The organism is Pseudomonas fluorescens (genome assembly GCF_001902145.1).
In the GTDB taxonomy this organism is placed as follows: Bacteria; Pseudomonadota; Gammaproteobacteria; order Pseudomonadales; family Pseudomonadaceae; genus Aquipseudomonas; species Aquipseudomonas fluorescens_BV.
Map to the genome: position 1 here is coordinate 449401 of NZ_MRST01000026.1, position 18027 is coordinate 467427.

At 59.4% G+C, this 18027-nt stretch carries 19 protein-coding genes and 1 pseudogene; 16 read left to right on the top strand and 4 right to left on the bottom strand.

All coding sequences use genetic code 11. The features are described 5' to 3' along the window. Nucleotides 1–12: 12 nt before the first annotated feature. From BUE92_RS21595 to BUE92_RS21610, 4 genes and pseudogenes are all read left to right on the top strand, one after another. Nucleotides 13–1419: pseudogene (locus BUE92_RS21595) on the top strand (phosphomannomutase/phosphoglucomutase); the annotation flags it as partial. A 20-nt stretch (nucleotides 1420–1439) separates the two neighbouring features. Beyond that, nucleotides 1440–2345, top strand: coding sequence for an acetylglutamate kinase (argB, locus tag BUE92_RS21600; protein WP_056790918.1), 906 nt, complete (start codon nucleotides 1440–1442; stop codon nucleotides 2343–2345). 269 nt (nucleotides 2346–2614) lie between these two features. Further along, nucleotides 2615–3673, top strand: coding sequence for a type IV toxin-antitoxin system AbiEi family antitoxin (locus BUE92_RS21605; protein WP_073526178.1), 1059 nt, complete (start codon nucleotides 2615–2617; stop codon nucleotides 3671–3673). Beyond that, entirely contained in the window at nucleotides 3661–4530 is an 870-nt protein-coding gene (locus BUE92_RS21610; RefSeq protein ID WP_073526179.1) for a hypothetical protein, read from the top strand. The genes BUE92_RS21605 and BUE92_RS21610 overlap by 13 nt, the downstream gene beginning before the upstream one ends. Before the next feature lie 71 nt (nucleotides 4531–4601). Here BUE92_RS21610 and pyrE read toward each other — a convergent pair whose 3' ends face one another. Continuing rightward, nucleotides 4602–5249 carry an orotate phosphoribosyltransferase gene (gene pyrE / locus BUE92_RS21615; protein WP_017735762.1) on the bottom strand — a complete coding sequence of 216 codons (648 nt, stop codon included), beginning with the start codon at nucleotides 5247–5249 and terminating at the stop codon, nucleotides 4602–4604. 82 nt (nucleotides 5250–5331) lie between these two features. Here pyrE and BUE92_RS21620 point away from each other — a divergent pair, with 82 nt between their 5' ends. Beyond that, nucleotides 5332–6111 carry an exodeoxyribonuclease III gene (locus BUE92_RS21620; protein WP_003195493.1) on the top strand — a complete coding sequence of 260 codons (780 nt, stop codon included), beginning with the start codon at nucleotides 5332–5334 and terminating at the stop codon, nucleotides 6109–6111. A 59-nt stretch (nucleotides 6112–6170) separates the two neighbouring features. Here the strand turns inward: BUE92_RS21620 and BUE92_RS21625 are convergent, their stop codons facing one another. Beyond that, nucleotides 6171–6539: a DUF4870 domain-containing protein gene (locus BUE92_RS21625; protein ID WP_060766891.1), complete on the bottom strand. Its 369-nt coding sequence runs from the start codon at nucleotides 6537–6539 to the stop codon at nucleotides 6171–6173. 21 nt (nucleotides 6540–6560) lie between these two features. After that, the gene (gene rph, locus BUE92_RS21630) at nucleotides 6561–7283 is read right to left on the bottom strand and encodes a ribonuclease PH (protein WP_003195497.1); all 723 of its coding nucleotides are present in this window, start codon (nucleotides 7281–7283) and stop codon (nucleotides 6561–6563) included. Between the two features lie 287 nt (nucleotides 7284–7570). On the opposite strand from rph, the gene BUE92_RS21635 reads away from it, so the two are divergent. From BUE92_RS21635 to BUE92_RS21665, 7 genes are all read left to right on the top strand, one after another. Next, nucleotides 7571–8434: a YicC/YloC family endoribonuclease gene (locus tag BUE92_RS21635; RefSeq protein WP_073526180.1), complete on the top strand. Its 864-nt coding sequence runs from the start codon at nucleotides 7571–7573 to the stop codon at nucleotides 8432–8434. 10 nt (nucleotides 8435–8444) lie between these two features. Then, the gene (gmk, locus tag BUE92_RS21640) at nucleotides 8445–9065 is read left to right on the top strand and encodes a guanylate kinase (RefSeq protein ID WP_019818119.1); all 621 of its coding nucleotides are present in this window, start codon (nucleotides 8445–8447) and stop codon (nucleotides 9063–9065) included. 167 nt (nucleotides 9066–9232) lie between these two features. Continuing rightward, nucleotides 9233–9496 carry a DNA-directed RNA polymerase subunit omega gene (gene rpoZ / locus BUE92_RS21645; RefSeq protein ID WP_003195508.1) on the top strand — a complete coding sequence of 88 codons (264 nt, stop codon included), beginning with the start codon at nucleotides 9233–9235 and terminating at the stop codon, nucleotides 9494–9496. Nucleotides 9497–9556: 60 nt separating this feature from the next. Beyond that, nucleotides 9557–11662 (top strand): bifunctional GTP diphosphokinase/guanosine-3',5'-bis pyrophosphate 3'-pyrophosphohydrolase, encoded by a 2106-nt coding sequence (spoT, locus tag BUE92_RS21650; RefSeq protein ID WP_073526181.1) that lies wholly within the window; start codon nucleotides 9557–9559, stop codon nucleotides 11660–11662. Nucleotides 11663–11686: 24 nt separating this feature from the next. Next, nucleotides 11687–12067, top strand: a complete 381-nt coding sequence (locus tag BUE92_RS21655; RefSeq protein ID WP_073526182.1) for a RidA family protein — start codon at nucleotides 11687–11689, stop codon at nucleotides 12065–12067. A 55-nt stretch (nucleotides 12068–12122) separates the two neighbouring features. Continuing rightward, nucleotides 12123–12866 (top strand): hypothetical protein, encoded by a 744-nt coding sequence (locus BUE92_RS21660; RefSeq protein WP_073526183.1) that lies wholly within the window; start codon nucleotides 12123–12125, stop codon nucleotides 12864–12866. A gap of 76 nt (nucleotides 12867–12942) precedes the next feature. Continuing rightward, on the top strand, nucleotides 12943–13677 hold the full coding sequence (locus BUE92_RS21665) for a hypothetical protein (protein WP_073526184.1): 735 nt from the start codon (nucleotides 12943–12945) through the stop codon (nucleotides 13675–13677). 74 nt (nucleotides 13678–13751) lie between these two features. On the opposite strand, the gene BUE92_RS21670 is transcribed toward BUE92_RS21665, so the two are convergent. Next, entirely contained in the window at nucleotides 13752–14603 is an 852-nt protein-coding gene (locus BUE92_RS21670; RefSeq protein ID WP_073526185.1) for an SDR family oxidoreductase, read from the bottom strand. Nucleotides 14604–14790: 187 nt separating this feature from the next. Here BUE92_RS21670 and exbB point away from each other — a divergent pair, with 187 nt between their 5' ends. The 4 genes from exbB (at nucleotide 14791) to BUE92_RS21690 (ending at nucleotide 18026) form a co-directional block, all read left to right on the top strand. Then, nucleotides 14791–15774 (top strand): tonB-system energizer ExbB, encoded by a 984-nt coding sequence (exbB, locus tag BUE92_RS21675; RefSeq protein WP_073526186.1) that lies wholly within the window; start codon nucleotides 14791–14793, stop codon nucleotides 15772–15774. A gap of 6 nt (nucleotides 15775–15780) precedes the next feature. Further along, nucleotides 15781–16206, top strand: a complete 426-nt coding sequence (exbD, locus tag BUE92_RS21680) for a TonB system transport protein ExbD (RefSeq protein ID WP_003195519.1) — start codon at nucleotides 15781–15783, stop codon at nucleotides 16204–16206. After that, complete coding sequence (locus BUE92_RS21685; protein ID WP_003195521.1) at nucleotides 16203–16949, top strand: energy transducer TonB family protein; 747 nt, start codon at nucleotides 16203–16205, stop codon at nucleotides 16947–16949. The genes exbD and BUE92_RS21685 overlap by 4 nt, the downstream gene beginning before the upstream one ends. 156 nt (nucleotides 16950–17105) lie before the next feature. After that, a complete protein-coding gene (locus BUE92_RS21690; RefSeq protein WP_003195523.1) occupies nucleotides 17106–18026 on the top strand; it encodes a hydrogen peroxide-inducible genes activator in 921 nt (306 codons plus the stop codon). Nucleotide 18027 lies beyond the last annotated feature (1 nt).

Below are 18027 nucleotides of genomic sequence, written 5' to 3' on the forward strand. Positions count from 1 at the left end.
TCAGATGGAGTTTCCCCCGCGATGAGTACCGCAGCCCGCGTAGCCCCTACCTTTCCCGACAGCATTTTTCGCGCCTATGACATCCGTGGTGTGGTCCCCAAGACCCTGACCGCCGAAACCGCCTACTGGATCGGCCGCGCCATCGGCTCCCAGAGCCTGGCCCAAGGCGAACCCAACGTCTCGGTAGGCCGTGACGGCCGCTTGTCCGGCCCGGAATTGGTCGAGCAACTGATCCAGGGCCTGGCTGATAGCGGCTGCCATGTCAGCGACGTCGGCCTGGTGCCAACCCCTGCGCTGTACTACGCCGCCAACGTACTGGCGGGCAAATCCGGGGTCATGCTCACCGGCAGCCACAACCCGTCGGATTACAACGGCTTCAAGATCGTCATCGCTGGCGACACCCTGGCCAATGAACAGATCCAGGCCCTGCACACTCGCCTGAAGACCAACGACTTGACCAGCGGCGCCGGCAGCATCACCAAGGTCGATATCCTCCAGCGCTACTCCGATGAAATCACCGGTGACGTCAAGCTCGCCCGCCGCTTGAAAGTCGTGGTGGACTGCGGCAACGGCGCAGCGGGCGTGATTGCCCCGCAACTGCTCGAAGCCCTGAATTGCGAAGTGATCCCCCTGTTCTGCGAAGTGGACGGCAACTTCCCCAACCATCACCCGGACCCAGGCAAGCCGGAAAACCTGGTGGACCTGATTGCCAAGGTCAAGGAAGTAGGCGCCGACGTCGGCCTGGCCTTCGATGGCGACGGCGACCGTGTAGGCGTGGTGACCGACACCGGCGAGATCGTGTTCCCGGACCGCCTGCTGATGCTGTTTGCCCGTGACGTGGTAGCGCGCAATGCCAACGCCGAGATCATCTTCGACGTGAAATGCACTCGCCGCCTGACGCCGTTGATCAAGGAATACGGTGGCCGCCCGCTAATGTGGAAGACTGGTCACTCGTTGATCAAAAAGAAAATGAAGGAAACCGGCGCGCTGCTGGCCGGTGAAATGAGCGGCCACGTGTTCTTCAAGGAGCGCTGGTTCGGGTTTGACGATGGTATCTACAGTGCCGCTCGCCTGCTGGAGATCCTCAGCAAGGAGAAATCCACGGCCGAAGAGCTGTTCCAGACCTTCCCGAATGATATTTCTACGCCAGAGATCAATATCCATGTGACCGAGGAGAGCAAATTCAGCATCATTGACGCATTGCACGATGCGCAATGGGGTGATGGCGCCAACCTGACCACCATTGATGGTGTGCGAGTCGATTACGCCAAAGGCTGGGGCCTGGTTCGCGCGTCCAACACCACACCGGTGCTGGTCCTGCGTTTCGAGGCGGATACCGAGGCTGAGTTGCAGCGCATCAAGGACGTGTTCCACGCCCAGTTGAAACGTGTTGCCCCTGATCTCCAATTACCGTTCTGATTTTTTGCCCGGAGCCCTGAATGACCCTCGAACGCGAAGCCGCTGCCAACACCGCCAAGGTCCTGTCCGAAGCGTTGCCTTATATTCGACGCTACGTCGGTAAGACGCTGGTGATCAAGTACGGCGGCAATGCCATGGAAAGCGATGAGCTGAAAACCGGCTTTGCCCGCGACATCGTGCTGATGAAGGCTGTGGGGATCAACCCCGTGGTCGTCCACGGCGGCGGCCCGCAAATCGGCGACCTGCTCAAGCGTTTGTCGATCGAGAGTCACTTCATCGATGGCATGCGTGTCACTGACGCGCAAACCATGGACGTGGTGGAAATGGTCCTCGGCGGCCAGGTCAACAAAGACATCGTCAACCTGATCAACCGCCACGGCGGCAGCGCCATCGGCCTGACCGGCAAGGATGCGGAGCTGATCCGTGCGAAAAAGCTCACCGTTACCCGCAAGACACCCGAGATGACCCAGCCGGAAATCATCGATATCGGCCAGGTGGGTGAAGTGGTGGGCGTGAACACCGACCTGCTCAACCTGCTGGTCAAGGGTGACTTCATCCCGGTGATCGCGCCGATCGGCGTGGGCGCCAATGGTGAGTCGTACAACATCAACGCCGACCTGGTGGCGGGCAAAGTGGCGGAAGCGTTGAAGGCTGAAAAGCTGATGCTGCTGACCAACATCGCCGGCCTGATGGACAAGGAAGGCAAGGTACTGACCGGCTTGACCACCCAACAGGTGGATGACCTGATCGCCGACGGCACTATCTACGGCGGCATGTTGCCAAAGATCCGCTGCGCGCTGGAAGCGGTGCAGGGCGGCGTCGGCAGCTCGCTGATTCTGGATGGCCGCGTGCCAAATGCAATCCTGTTGGAAATCTTCACCGATACCGGTGTGGGTACGTTGATCAGTAACCGCAAGCGTCCCTGATTTATAAAGCACCAAAAGACCGCAGTTTTCTACGGTGCCTACGACAATACGTACCCATGTACGGAACCTTCGTAAGGCAAAGTAGAATCTGCGGTTTTTTATGCGTAATGGAAACGCAGCCTCCAACAGTGATCACGAAAAGGCGGCCGAGGGGTTTTCAGTACTAACTGGCCTTTCAACATTCGCTGAAATATGTATAAACACTGAAATTACTCGACATTTTTCATCGAGGTAGCTATTTTCAACATTCGCTGAAAAGGGCCTAATCAATGAAAGAACTCGAAACTCACTCTAGAGATGCGCTGCGAAGCCTCCTGAGCAAAATACCGATTCTCGAGATTAAAAGCCTCAAATCTATGCAGCCTTCAAAAGGCTGGACTCCCGACTTCATTATCGAGACTGACGCAGCAGGGAAATCAAATCCCCTGGTGTGCGAGGTAAAAGCAAACGGCCAGCCCCGATTCATAAACGCGGCCATACTTCAGCTTCGCGACTACGTGAGCGAGCAAAGACCAGAGGCTACGCCTATCGTGGTAGCACCCTATCTTTCACCCGTAGCAAGACAACTGTGTCGGGAAAAGGGTGTGGGATATTTGGATCTGGAAGGTAATGCCTGGATCTCGTTCGATGGTGTATTCATTGATCATCAGGTAGCTGACAAGCCGCTCTCGGAGCACAGAGAACTTAAGTCTTTCTTCAAACCGAAATCAGCGCAGGTCATACGCGCGATGCTTCGGGATCCGGACCGTTCCTGGCGGGTGGTAGAACTGTGCGAAGCCGCCGGAGTGAGCTTGGGTCAAGTAAGCAATGTCCGCACAGCACTACTGAATCGAGAATGGGCAAGAGCGACAAACGACGGCGTATGTCTATCCGATCCTCAAGCTCTCTTGGATGCATGGGCCGAAACATACGAGCCTCCATCAGGAGAGCGTAAGAACTTCTATACCACCTTACATGGCAGCGCATTGGAAAATGCCGCGCGCATCGCTATCGGAGAAAAGAGCCGCGGACACGCGCTTTTTTCGTCCTTTTCTGCCGCTCAATGGCTCGCACCCTATGCCCGCATCAGCACAAACTACTTTTATGCCGACGTTGAAGGGCTAGAGAGATTGGTTGAGGCATTGCAGTTGGTTCCTGCATCAAAGGGAGAGAACGTTGTCATCACTTTACTCAAGGACAAGGGACTCCTACTGGACACTATTGAACCCGCACCGGGCGCCCTGTGCACCAGCCCAGTACAGACCTATCTGGATCTATCGGTTGCGGGAGAACGCGGAAAGGAAGCCGCCGAATATCTACGACAGGAAAAACTGACATGGTCTCGTTAATCCCTCAAGAACCTCAATCCGCCTCAGATTATGACGACAGAACGACAGCTGCCGTGAAGGCGGTATTAGTCGAGATCGGTCAGATTCTTGGCTCCTTCAAAGGCAAGTTCGCAGTGATCGGTGGAGCGGTGCCTTGGCTCCTGCTGGCGAACGATGACATGCAGCACGTTGGAACCCTTGATGTCGATTTGAGTTTGGACGCAGAGGCTCTTGGTGATGGCGAGTACGCGACGTTGATTGAAGCGCTGATGGGTAATGGGTACGAACAAAGAGGAGAACTGCGGCGATTCCAGCTCGTTCGCCAAGTTCCCGTGCAAGACGGTGGATCGGCGATAGATGTGATCGTGGACTTCTTGATGCCGCGCGACGCCGAAATCATTCAGAACAAACCTCCCATTCTCAACGACTTTGCAGTTCAGCGCGCTGACGGCGCCGACTTGGCGATGCGCTTCTATCAAATGGTTGCCATTGAAGGCTCCATGCCTACGGGTGGCAAAAATCGTGTCGAGGTCGCTGTGTGCTCGATCCCCGCACTGTTGGCGATGAAGGGATACGCCCTGAACGGAAGACACAAACAAAAGGACGCATATGACATCTACTACTGCGTCCGTAATTTCCCCGGCGGCATGCAAGCGCTTGCAGAGGAATGTCGATCAGTACTTCAAACCGGGAGTGGAGAACAGGGATTTCAGTTCATCGGCGAAAAGTTTGATATCGCCGAAGGCTATGGCCCGACAGCCGTAAGGCGATTCGTCGAAGACAGCCAAATACTCGGAGATCGCACACCGGACCAATGGCAACAAGACGCTTTCGGGCAGGTTGACGCTTTATTGCGCGCCTTGCGACTGCGGGAATAACAGCCCCCGAAATCCGAGCTGAAAAAAGGCCCCAATCAATTGAGTTGAAAGGGGCCTTTGTATTGTGGCGACTACTGAACGCCGAACTGCTCGCGGTATGCCTTAACTGCCGGCAGGTGCTGCTTGAGCTGCGGATCGTCTTCCAGGAACTGCAACACCTGGTTCAACGACACGATGCTCACCACCGGAATGCCGAAGTCACGCTCCACTTCCTGGATCGCCGACAACTCACCGTTGCCGCGCTCCTGGCGGTTCAGGGCGATCAGCACGCCAGCAGCCTTGGCGCCGTCCTGGGAAGCGATGATCTGCATGACTTCACGGATCGCAGTGCCCGCGGTGATCACGTCATCGATGATCAGCACATCGCCGGTCAATGGCGCGCCGACCAGGCTGCCACCTTCACCATGGGCCTTGGCTTCCTTACGGTTGAAACACCACGGCAAATCCTGCCCGTGATGCTCCGCCAGGGCTACCGCCGTCGCCGCTGCCAGGGGAATACCCTTGTAGGCCGGGCCAAAGAGTACGTCGAAGGAAATACCGCTCTCAACGATGGCTGCCGCATAGAAACGGCCCAGCTGAGCCAGGGCCGAACCTGAGTTGAACAGGCCCGCATTGAAGAAGTACGGGCTGGTGCGCCCGGACTTGAGGGTGAACTCACCGAAGCGTAAAACGCCGCGATCGATGGCAAAACGAATGAAATCGCGCTGATACGCCTGCATGAAAAAAGCCTCAGATACCACGGATTTAGCTAATTGGGTGGACGGCGTGTATCATACACGCACGCGATTTTTGGGGCCATTTATGCGGATCATCAGTGTGAACGTTAATGGTATTCAGGCTGCAGTCGAGCGTGGTTTGCTCAGTTGGCTGCAAGCACAGAATGCCGACGTCATCTGCCTGCAGGACACCCGTGCCTCCGCCTTTGAACTGGACGACCCAGCCTTCCAACTGGATGGCTACTTCCTTTATGCCTGCGATGCCGAAGTGCCCACCCAAGGTGGCGTGGCTTTGTACTCGCGGTTGCAACCCAAGGCGGTCATCAGCGGCCTCGGCTTCGAGACAGCCGACCGCTACGGGCGTTACCTGCAAGCCGATTTCGACAAGGTCAGCATCGCGACCTTGCTGCTTCCTTCGGGGCAGAACGGCGATGAAGACTTGAACCAGAAATTCAAGCTAATGGACGATTTCGCCCGTTACTTGGACAAACAGCGACGCAAACGTCGCGAGTACATTTATTGTGGCTCGCTGTACGTGGCGCAACAGAAGCTGGATATCAAGAACTGGCGCGACAGCCAGCAATCCCCTGGCTTCCTGGCGCCGGAACGGGCCTGGATGGACGAGATTGTCGGTAACATGGGCTATGTCGATGCCCTGCGCGAAGTCAGCCGCGAAGGCGACCAGTACAGCTGGTGGCCAGATAACGAACAGGCTGAGATGCTCAACCTGGGCTGGCGTTTCGACTACCAGCTGCTGACGCCTGGCCTGCGCAGGTTCGTACGCAGTGCACGCCTGCCGCGCCAGCCGCGCTTCTCGCAGCACGCGCCGCTGATCGTGGACTACGACTGGACATTGACCATCTGAGGTCTTTTTCCAGGTACAAAAAAACCGACAGTGATGTCGGTTTTTTTGTGGCCGCTCGGTTACTTGACCAGGCGCCAGGTCCACGGATAGCGATAGGCAATGCCTTTGTTGGCCTTGATACCGGCGATGATCGTCAATATCAACGCACCAATCACCAGCACGGTCATCAGCAAGAAGCCAACGACCACGAAGCCCAGCAACAGGCACACCAGCCAGGCGATCGCCACAGTGATCTGGAAATTCAGCGCCTCCTTGCCCTGGTCATCGATGAGCGGGTCCATGTCCTTCTTGAACTGCCACAGGATCAACGGCCCCAGCAAGCTGCCGAAGGGGAATACCAACCCCAGGAATGCCGCAAAATGACACAACATTGCCCACTGGCGTACTTCCTTGGACGGTGCCGGAACCGGCAACCGGCTGTCATTCATGGCGTTTCTCCTTGGGCCGGCTCAGTCAGCCAGCGCAGCGTTCTGCAATTCAAAGATTTCGGTCATGCCTTTCTGGGCCAAGGCCAGCATGGCGTTCAGCTCAGCCGGCTGGAATGGCGCGCCTTCGGCAGTGCCCTGCACTTCGATGAAACCACCGGTGCTGGTCATGACCACGTTGAGGTCGGTCTCAGCGGCCGAGTCTTCCAGGTAGTCCAGGTCCAGCACAGGCTCGCCCTGGTACATGCCGACCGACACAGCGGCGATCATCTGCTTGAGCGGGTCACCCGCTTTCAGGCCGCCGCGCTTCTTGATGACTTTCAAAGCGTCAACCAGGGCCACCATGGCGCCGGTAATGGATGCCGTGCGGGTACCGCCGTCAGCCTGGATCACGTCGCAGTCGACGTAGAGGGTGACGTCACCCAGCTTGGACATATCCAGGGCGGCACGCAGGGAACGGCCGATCAGGCGCTGGATTTCCAGGGTACGCCCGCCTTGCTTGCCACGGCTGGCTTCACGCTGGTTACGCTCGCCAGTGGCGCGCGGCAGCATGCCGTATTCAGCGGTCAACCAACCCTGGCCCTGGCCTTTGAGGAAGCGTGGCACGCCGTTTTCGACGCTGACAGTGCAGATGACCTTGGTATCGCCAAACTCGACCAGTACAGATCCCTCGGCGTGTTTGGTGTAGTTGCGGGTGATGCGGATCGAGCGGAGCTGATCGGCAGCGCGACCACTTGGACGTTTCATAGGGGATACCTGTACTGAGGACGAAAAACTGCCGAGCATTATAGAGCCGCAAGCCGGTTCGGGGCACTTCTAAAAAATCCGGTTACCAATGCCCGGGTTTGGGCACCCCCCTCCCACTGCGCTACAATCCTGCGCCTCCAGACTGTAGGAGCGAGCTTGCTCGCGAAAAACGCCAACATTTACGGGGGCTTCCTGATTCAGCGCGGCGCCCTTGCGTTCTTCGCGAGCAAGCTCGCTCCTACAGGTCGGCCTGACCAATTTCTATTTATCCAACGCGAGGTACCTCCATGGTCCACAGCATGACCGCCTTCGCCCGTGTCGAAAAAGCCGGGGCCCAAGGCACCCTCAGCTGGGAACTGCGCTCGGTCAACAGCCGTTACCTGGAGCCGCACCTGCGCCTGCCAGAGTCATTCCGCGACCTCGAAGGTGCCGTGCGTGAAGCGCTGCGCCAGGGCATCTCCCGCGGCAAGCTGGAATGCACCCTGCGCTTTACCGAAGAAACCACCGGCAAACCGCTGCAGTTGGACCGCGACCGTGCCGCGCAACTGGTGGCCGCTGCCGAAACCATCGCCGGCCTGATCAAGCAACCGGCCGCCCTGAACCCTCTGGAAGTCCTGGCCTGGCCCGGCGTACTGGTGGGCGACGCCACCGACCCGCAGGCGCTGAATGCCGAAGCCCTTGCCCTGTTCAACCAGGGCTTGAAGGAACTCAAGGCCGGCCGTGAACGCGAAGGTGCTGAACTGGCGCGCCTGATCAACGAGCGGCTGACATCGATCGAAGCCGACGTAGTGACCCTGCGCGAACTGGTACCGCAGATGCTCGCCACCCAGCGCCAGAAGGTCCTCGACCGCTTCACCGACATGAAGGCCGACCTCGATCCGACGCGCCTGGAACAGGAAATGGTCCTGCTCGCGCAGAAGAGCGACGTGGCCGAAGAACTCGACCGCCTGAGCACCCATATCCTTGAAGTGCGCCGCGTACTCAAGTCCGGCGGTGCCGCCGGTCGGCGCCTGGACTTCCTGATGCAGGAACTCAACCGCGAAGCCAATACACTAGGCTCCAAAGCGTTCGACCCGCGCAGCACCACGGCGGCGGTCAACCTCAAAGTGTTGATCGAGCAAATGCGCGAACAAGTACAGAATATTGAGTAAGGCACCCTCCATGACCCACAGCACCGGCACCCTTTACATCATTTCCGCCCCTTCGGGCGCAGGCAAAAGCAGCTTGGTCAAGGCCTTGACCGACGCTGACGAGCAGATCCGCATTTCGGTCTCCCACACCACCCGCGCCATGCGTCCGGGCGAAGTGGACGGCGTGCACTATCACTTCGTCGAGCGTACCGAGTTCGTCAAGATGATCGAACACGGTGACTTCCTGGAGCGCGCCGAAGTGTTCGGCAACCTCTACGGCACCTCGCAGAGCCACCTGCAGCAGACCCTGGACGAAGGCCACGACCTGATCCTGGAGATCGACTGGCAGGGCGCCGAGCAAGTGCGCCAATTGATGCCCAAGGCACGCTCGATTTTTATCCTGCCGCCGTCGCTCCAGGCCCTGCACCAACGCCTGACCAACCGCGGCCAGGACAGCGATGAGATCATCGAGGGCCGTATGCGTGAGGCCGTCAGCGAGATGAGCCACTACGTCGACTACGACTACCTGATCATCAATGACGACTTTACCCACGCCCTGGATGATTTGAAGGCGATTTTCCGCGCCAATCAGCTGCAGCAAAAACGCCAACAGCAGCGTTTCGGCAAATTACTCGCCGAATTGCTCGGCTGATTGGCCCTTCCCAAAACAGCTGCAAGAGCCTTACATTGGCACTTGTAGCGGTTTTGCGAAGGCCTGCGAAAAATCAGCGCTTCCCTAAACGCTGGTGATTTTTTAAACTGCTCAGTCCGCTCGCCCAACCGGGCAGCGCGCATCTTGCATTCGCTCCGAGGAATACCATGGCCCGCGTAACCGTTGAAGACTGCCTAGAACACGTGGATAACCGCTTTGAGCTGGTCATGCTCTCTACCAAGCGTGCCCGTCAACTGGCCACTGGCGGCAAAGAGCCCCTGGTCCAGTGGGAAAACGACAAGCCTACCGTTGTAGCCCTGCGTGAAATCGCTGAAGGCCTGATGAGCTACGAGTTCATCGCCAACGCCGAAATCGTTGAAGACGAACCGCTGTTTGCAGCGTTCGAAGGCGAGTCCAACGAGGACGTCTAAGCCTATGCCTGGTCGACGTAGCACGGCGCGGGGTCACAGCCATCGGCAGGAGTTCACACTTTGCCGAGCATAGACGCCCTCGCCGATCGCTTATCGGCCTACCTCGGCGCAGACCAGGTCAACCTGGTTCGCCGAGCGTATTTCTACGCCGAACAAGCCCACGACGGCCAACGCCGACGTAGCGGCGAGGCGTATGTCACCCATCCTCTTGCGGTGGCCAATATTCTTGCCGACATGCACATGGACCATCAGAGCCTGATGGCCGCGATGCTGCATGACGTGATCGAAGACACCGGCATCGCCAAGGAAGCGCTCAGTGCGCAATTTGGCGAAACCGTGGCCGATCTGGTCGATGGGGTCAGCAAGCTGACCCAGATGAACTTCGAAACCAAGGCCGAAGCCCAGGCGGAAAACTTCCAGAAGATGGCCATGGCCATGGCCCGAGACATTCGGGTGATCCTGGTCAAGCTGGCCGACCGGCTGCACAACATGCGCACGCTGGAAGTGCTGTCCGGCGAAAAGCGCCGGCGCATCGCCAAGGAAACCCTGGAAATCTATGCGCCCATCGCCAACCGGCTGGGCATGCACGCCATTCGTATCGAATTCGAAGACCTGGGCTTCAAGGCCATGCACCCCATGCGTTCGGCGCGCATCTACCAGGCGGTCAAGCGCGCACGGGGCAACCGCAAGGAAATCGTCAACAAGATCGAAGAGTCCCTGAGCCATTGCCTGGCGATCGACGAGATCGAGGGCGAGGTCAGCGGCCGGCAGAAGCACATCTACGGCATCTACAAAAAGATGCGCGGCAAGCGTCGGGCCTTCAACGAGATCATGGACGTCTATGCGTTCCGGATCATCGTCGACAAGGTCGATACCTGCTACCGCGTACTGGGTGCTGTACACAATTTGTACAAACCCCTGCCGGGTCGCTTCAAGGACTACATCGCAATTCCCAAGGCCAACGGCTACCAGTCGCTGCATACCACCCTGTTTGGCATGCACGGCGTGCCGATCGAGATCCAGATCCGCACCCGCGAAATGGAAGAGATGGCCAACAACGGCATCGCCGCCCACTGGCTGTACAAATCCAGCGGCGACGAACAGCCCAAAGGCACCCATGCCCGCGCGCGCCAATGGGTCAAGGGCGTGCTGGAAATGCAGCAACGCGCCGGCAACTCCCTGGAATTTATCGAAAGCGTGAAGATCGACCTGTTCCCGGACGAGGTCTACGTGTTCACGCCCAAAGGCCGGATCATGGAGCTGCCCAAAGGCTCCACGGCGGTCGACTTCGCCTACGCAGTGCACACCGATGTCGGCAACAGCTGCATCGCCTGTCGGATCAACCGGCGCCTGGCCCCGCTGTCCGAACCGCTGCAAAGCGGTTCCACGGTGGAGATCGTCAGCGCACCGGGCGCTCGCCCGAACCCGGCCTGGCTCAACTTTGTGGTCACCGGCAAGGCACGTACGCATATTCGCCACGCGCTGAAATTGCAGCGCCGCTCCGAGTCCATCAGCCTGGGCGAACGCCTGCTGAACAAGGTGCTCAACGGCTTCGACAGCGCCCTGGACAAGATCCCGCAAGAGCGCGTGCAAGCGATGCTCCACGAGTACCGCCAGGAAACCATCGAAGACCTGCTGGAAGATATCGGCCTGGGCAACCGCATGGCCTACGTGGTTGCGCGCCGCCTGCTGGGCGAAGGCGAACAGTTGCCGAGCCCTGAAGGCCCGCTGGCGATTCGCGGCACCGAGGGCCTGGTGCTCAGCTACGCCAAATGTTGCACGCCGATCCCGGGCGACCCGATTGTCGGCCACTTGTCCGCAGGCAAGGGCATGGTTGTGCATCTGGACAACTGCCGCAACATCACCGAAATCCGCCACAACCCGGAAAAATGCATCCAGCTCTCTTGGGCCAAGGATGTCACCGGCGAATTCAACGTCGAGCTGCGGGTGGAGCTGGAACACCAGCGCGGCCTCATCGCCCTGCTGGCCAGCAGCGTCAACGCCGCCGACGGCAATATCGAGAAAATCAGCATGGACGAACGCGATGGTCGCATCAGCGTGGTCCAACTGGTGGTCAGCGTGCACGACCGCGTGCACCTGGCCCGCGTGATCAAAAAGTTGCGCGCCTTGACCGGTGTGATCCGCATCACCCGCATGCGTGCATAACCGATCCATTACAAGGAGTCATTCATGACCAAGACAGTTATCACCAGCGATAAAGCTCCAGCCGCCATCGGCACTTATTCCCAGGCGATCAAGGTGGGCAACACCGTTTACATGTCCGGCCAGATCCCGCTGGACCCAAAGACCATGGAACTGGTTGAAGGCTTCGAAGCCCAGACCGTACAGGTCTTTGAAAACCTCAAGTCCGTGGCTGAAGCTGCCGGTGGTTCGTTCAAGGACATCGTCAAGCTGAACATCTTCCTCACCGACCTGAGCCACTTCGCCAAGGTCAACGAGATCATGGGCAAGTACTTTGAACAACCTTACCCAGCCCGCGCCGCCATCGGCGTTGCCGCCCTGCCAAAGGGCGCACAGGTTGAGATGGACGCCATTCTGGTCATCGAGTAAAACACCGGCGCAGCCCCAACAGGCTGCGCCGACTTCGTTTCAGAAGGATTTCGTAATGCGCAAAGCGCTTGTAGCGTCCTCGTTGCTCGCCCTGTTGCTCGGCGGCTGTGCCAGCAACCCCGCCGACCTGGATGTGAGCGGTACCTGGATCAACCAGGCCGCCATCGACGCGGCGGCCAAGGGCGGCCCTTTGCGGGAAGCCCTGCAGTCCTATGGCCCCAACCTCGAGTGGGAGGTCAACACCAAGGCCTTGCAGGCGCGCTACTACAACGGTTTTGAAGTGGCGGAAGGCAAGTTGTCGGGTGAAAAACCCGGCGCGTGGAGCGTGGACTTCTATGGCAGCTCAGCCACCGAACTCAAGCGCAAAGGCAAGCAACTGCTGCAAGTGGCCAACGACAATGAGCCCGAACAGCTGTTTGCCCGCGCCAAAGAACCCGCACCAGAAGGCGCACCATTGGGCGCCAACTTCGAGCAGGCACTGTACGCAGCGTACATGGGCGGCGACTGGAAGATCACCGACGGTGTTGGCAACGGCGCCACTGTGCAGTTCCAGGCCAATGGCAAGGTAGCAGGCCTGCCAGGTGCTGATCAGTACTCACTCTGCCTGGCCGGAGACTGCGCCTCCATGAGCAGCGGCTACGACAGCATCTGGTTGCAACTGAACGGCAAGGGCAACCCATGGATCTTTGCGCGCAAGGACAAACAGCTGGAGATTTTCCAGGCAATCAATACGGCGCAGGCCGACGAAGTGCCTTCGTTTACGCCTGGGCCGCGCCAGTGGCTACTGGAAAAACAGTGATGCAGAACACAGGAGCCCAAGGGCTCCTTTTTCTTTAGTCTGCGTCATGGTTTTTCACCCCAGAACGGATTGCCCCATGCACAAGTTACTTATCCTCAGCCTGCTCCTGTTGGGCGGCTGTAAACATGCGCCGCAACCCGAAGACATCAGCGGACGGTGGATCAACCAGGCAGCCATCGATTCAGCAGCCCAAGGTCGGCCCTTGCTGCGAGCCATTGATGCACATGGCTTGAACCTGGAATGGAATATCGACACTCAAGGCGCCAAGGCGCAATTCAGCAATGCGTTCGAACAGGGTGAAGGCCGATTGGTGCCAGAGGCACCGGGCAAGTGGGCCGTCGACTACAACGGCCATGACACCGACGAGCTGCAATTGGACGGCAATCAGTTGATCCAGCAGACCAGCAAAAATGTCGCAGCCCAAGTGTTCAGACGCCCCGCCCATCCAGCCCCTGCGAGTGCAAAACGGGGCACAACGTTCAGACAGGCATTGAATTCAGCCTATATGGGCGGACAGTGGACGATCATTGAAGGTCAAGGCCGCGGCAATACCGTAGCGTTCAAGGCTGATGGCAGCCTCTCGGGACTGGCACAGCACGATCAGTACAAACTTTGCCTGGGCGGCGATTGCGCCACTCAAGGTGCAGGCCATGATACCCTCTACTTGGGTCGGGGTGATGTCGGTGACGAGTGGATATTCGTGCGTTATGGCAACCGAATGGAAATTCTGAAAGCGATCAATCAATCCCAGGCGGACGAAATTCCCCAACTCGCTCCAGGCCCACGCCAATGGCTGCTGGAAAAACAATAGGCTGCTGGCGAGGGCCGCGTGGAAATTGCCTCCATCCACCTGGTCTCATCGCCTGCAAGCCCTACACGGGGTCGTTAACCGTTGAGGATGGCTGTGTAGCCTTCGCGATAGCTTGGGTAGGTCGGCACCCAACCCAGCGCCTTTGCGCGGGCATTGCTGCATTGCTTGCTGCCGGCACGGCGCACACTGGCGTCTTCCGACCATTGCGTTACGCCCAGATACGCGCGCAGCCAAGCCACCACTTCAGCCAGCGGCGCGGGTGCATCATCCACGCCAATGTAGACCTTCTCCAGCGAGCCGCCCTGCTCCACATGCCGCAGCAAAAAGGCTAACAAGCCTGCTGCATCATCCGCGTGAATCCGGTTGCCATATAAAGGCGGATCAATCGCCACGCGATAGCCTTGACGCACCTGGGTCAACAGCCATTCACGGCCCGGCCCGTAGATCCCGGTCAACCGCACGATGGTGGCGGGGATACCACTGTTGAGGGCCACTTGCTCAGCCTCCAGCATCACCTGCCCGGAATAACCCTTCGCTTGGGTCTCTGACGTTTCGTCGACCCACTCGCCGTTCTGCTGCCCATAAACACTGCTGCTGGAGACAAACAGCAAATGCCTGGGCGTCTGGCCGTAGTCTTCCAGCCACTCCAGCACATGCAGCAACCCTTGCACGTAGGCGGCGCGATAGCCGGCTTCGTCGTGGTCAGTGGCGGCGGCGCAGTACACCAGGTAATCCACCCCGCCGATGGGCCAGGTGTCAGGGCAGTCCTTTTTGAACAGGTCGCCGGCGATGCCAATCACCCCGTCGGGCAGGCGTGAAATATCGCGGCGCAGGCCGTGAACCTCCCATTCCGAGGCCAGCAATTGGCTAGCCAGCCGACTACCCACATCACCGCAACCGGCAATCACAACAGAAGGCACAGACATCACAAAACTCCATTCTTAAAGGCGCAGATTAGCCGCCAGAGATGACCAACGGCCAGAAAAAGCACAAATAAAGTTACTGTATTACTTCTGTTAACAAGAATTACTTGCAATAATAACCGCCCATTTGTCCTCGACCCCTCGGGTCTGGAAGGACGATCACCCATTTTTTCTCTCAGGTCCGGCCAGCATGACACGTCATACAAACCCCGCTTCGCCAACCAAGCTTCACAGCCCCACCCGTGCCTGGCGTGCGATTGCTGCGATGCTGTTCAGCGTACTGCTGGCACCGACCGCCGCATTCGCTGACGCCACTGCCCCCGCCGCTCCGGCAGCTGCCGAGCAAAACACCACTGCCCCGGCGGCGCCTGCCGTCGCGCCAGTGGCCACCGACCCGGCCCAGGCCGCCGGCGCTGCCGCACCTGGCGACGAAACCGGCGTGGTGCTGGAAGAAGACAACACCCTGGGCATGGCCCACGACTTGTCGCCATGGGGCATGTACCAGAATGCTGACGTGGTGGTGAAAGCCGTGATGATCGGCCTGGCCATTGCCTCGATCATCACCTGGACCATCTGGATTGCCAAAGGCTTCGAGCTGTTGGGCGCCAAGCGTCGCCTGCGCGCTGAAATCGTCCACCTGAAAAAAGCCACCACTCTCAAGGAAGCGAGCGAAACCGCGACCAAGAAGGGCACCCTGGCCAACCTGCTGGTGCACGACGCGCTGGAAGAAATGCGCCTGTCGGCCAACACCCGCGAAAAAGAAGGCATCAAGGAGCGCGTCAGCTTCCGCCTGGAGCGCCTGGTGGCCGCCTGCGGCCGTAACATGAGCAGCGGCACCGGCGTACTCGCTACCATCGGTTCCACCGCACCCTTCGTCGGCCTGTTCGGTACCGTGTGGGGCATCATGAACAGCTTCATCGGTATCGCCAAAACCCAGACCACCAACCTCGCCGTCGTTGCCCCCGGCATCGCCGAAGCTCTGCTGGCTACCGCCCTGGGCCTGGTTGCCGCAATTCCTGCGGTGGTCATCTACAACGTCTTCGCCCGTTCGATCGCCGGCTACAAGGCTCAGGTATCGGATGCGTCGGCAGAAGTCCTGTTGCTCGTCAGCCGTGACCTCGATCACCTGCCTACCGAGCGCAGCTCGCAACCGCACATGGTGAAAGTGGGGTAATCGGCCATGGGCCTGCATTTGAATCAAGGCGACGACGAACTCGTCGAGAACCACGAAATCAACGTCACGCCGTTTATCGACGTGATGCTGGTGCTGCTGATCATCTTCATGGTGGCGGCACCGCTGGCAACCGTGGACATCAAGGTGGACCTGCCCGCGTCCAGCGCCAAGCCGGCGCCGCGGCCAGAGAAACCGATTTTCCTAAGCGTCAAGGCGGACCAACGCCTGTTCCTGGGCGAAGAAGAAGTCAAGGCTGAAACCCTGGGGCCGGTGCTGGATGCCAAGACCCAAGGCAAGAAAGACACGACGATCTTCTTCCAGGCCGACAAAGGCGTGGACTATGGCGACCTGATGAGCGTGATGGATGCCCTGCGGGCGGCCGGCTACCTCAAGGTAGGCCTGGTCGGACTTGAGACGGCAGCCAAGAAATGATCACGACGCGCCACAAACTGACGCGTTATGGCACCAGCCTCGCCGTCGTGCTGGGCGTGCATGCCGTCGCGATCATCATCGCGCTCCAATGGTCCGCGCCGCAGGCGATCCAGCTGCCACCCGCCGCCATGGTCATCGACCTGGCGCCGCTGCCAGCACCGCCGCCGCCTCCAGCACCGCCCAAGGTCGTTGCGCCGCCGCCGCCACCGGTCGAAGAGCTGCCCCTGCCGAAGCTGGCCGAGGCGCCCAAGCCAACGATCCAGGTGCCCAAGCCGGTCAAGCCCAAGCCTAAGCCACAACCGCCAAAGCCGGTGGAGAAGAAGCCCGAGCCGCCCAAGGAGAAACCTTCCGAGGAGCCACCGAGCGAAACGCCGCCGAGCAACGCACCTGCGCAGAAGTCCGCCCAGCCTACACCAGGCCCGTCGGCGCAGCAGCTGGCCGCCCAGGCATCCTGGCAAAGCACGCTGCTGGCGCATCTGCAGAAGTACAAGAAGTACCCGCCTGGCGCCCAACGCAGTGGCAAGGAAGGTATGAACCGCTTGCGCTTCGTGGTCGATGGCGAAGGCAATGTGCTGTCCTACGAACTGGAAGGCCGCTCCGGCAACGCCGACCTGGACCGTGCAACCCTTGAGATGATCCGCAAGGCTCAGCCGCTACCCAAGCCACCCGCCGATCTGTTGAAAAACGGCAGCGTCGAACTGGTCGCGCCGTTCGTTTACAACATCGACAAACGTCGCCGCTGACAGAGCACTGTGGGAGGGACTTGCTCCCTCCCACATACGCTTTATTACCGCAGTAGAATTCCGATATTCCCCACTCAATCCCCAGCAAAGTTCTGATAACGTGCGTCTATCGATTGCAGCCGGTATGCTTGGCCCGCAACCTCATGGACGCCCGCTATGACTCTTACAGAATTACGCTACATCGTGACCCTCGCCCAAGAACAGCACTTCGGCCATGCAGCCGAGCGTTGCCACGTCAGCCAGCCGACGCTGTCGGTGGGTGTGAAAAAGCTTGAAGACGAACTCGGTGTGCTGATTTTCGAGCGCAGCAAGAGCGCCGTGCGCCTCACTCCGGTGGGCGAAGGCATCGTTGCCCAGGCCCAGAAGGTCCTGGAACAAGCGCAAAGCATTCGCGAACTGGCCCAGGCCGGCAAGAACCAGCTGACCGCGCCGCTCAAGGTCGGCGCGATCTACACGGTCGGCCCCTACCTGTTCCCGCATCTGATTCCGCAACTGCACCGCGTCGCGCCGCAGATGCCGCTGTATATCGAAGAAAACTTCACCCACGTGCTGCGCGATAAACTGCGCAACGGCGAGCTGGACGCGATCATCATCGCCCTGCCCTTCAACGAAGCAGACGTGCTGACCCTGCCGCTCTACGACGAGCCGTTCTACGTGCTGATGCCGGCATCCCACCCGTGGACCAAGAAGGACACCATCGACGCCGGCTTGCTCAACGACAAGAGCCTGCTGCTGCTCGGTGAAGGCCACTGCTTCCGCGACCAGGTACTGGAAGCCTGCCCGACCCTGACCAAGGGCAACGACGGCGCCAAGCACACCACGGTGGAATCCAGCTCCCTGGAAACCATTCGCCATATGGTCGCTTCCGGCCTGGGTATCTCGATCCTGCCGCTGTCGGCAGTGGACAGCCATCACTACGCCCAGGGCGTGATCGAAGTGCGCCCACTCACGCCGCCAGTGCCGTTCCGCACCGTGGCGATTGCCTGGCGCGCCAGCTTCCCGCGCCCCAAAGCGATCGAGATCCTCGCTGACTCGATCCGCCTGTGTTCGGTGGCCAAGCCACCCGTTGCGAGCTAAG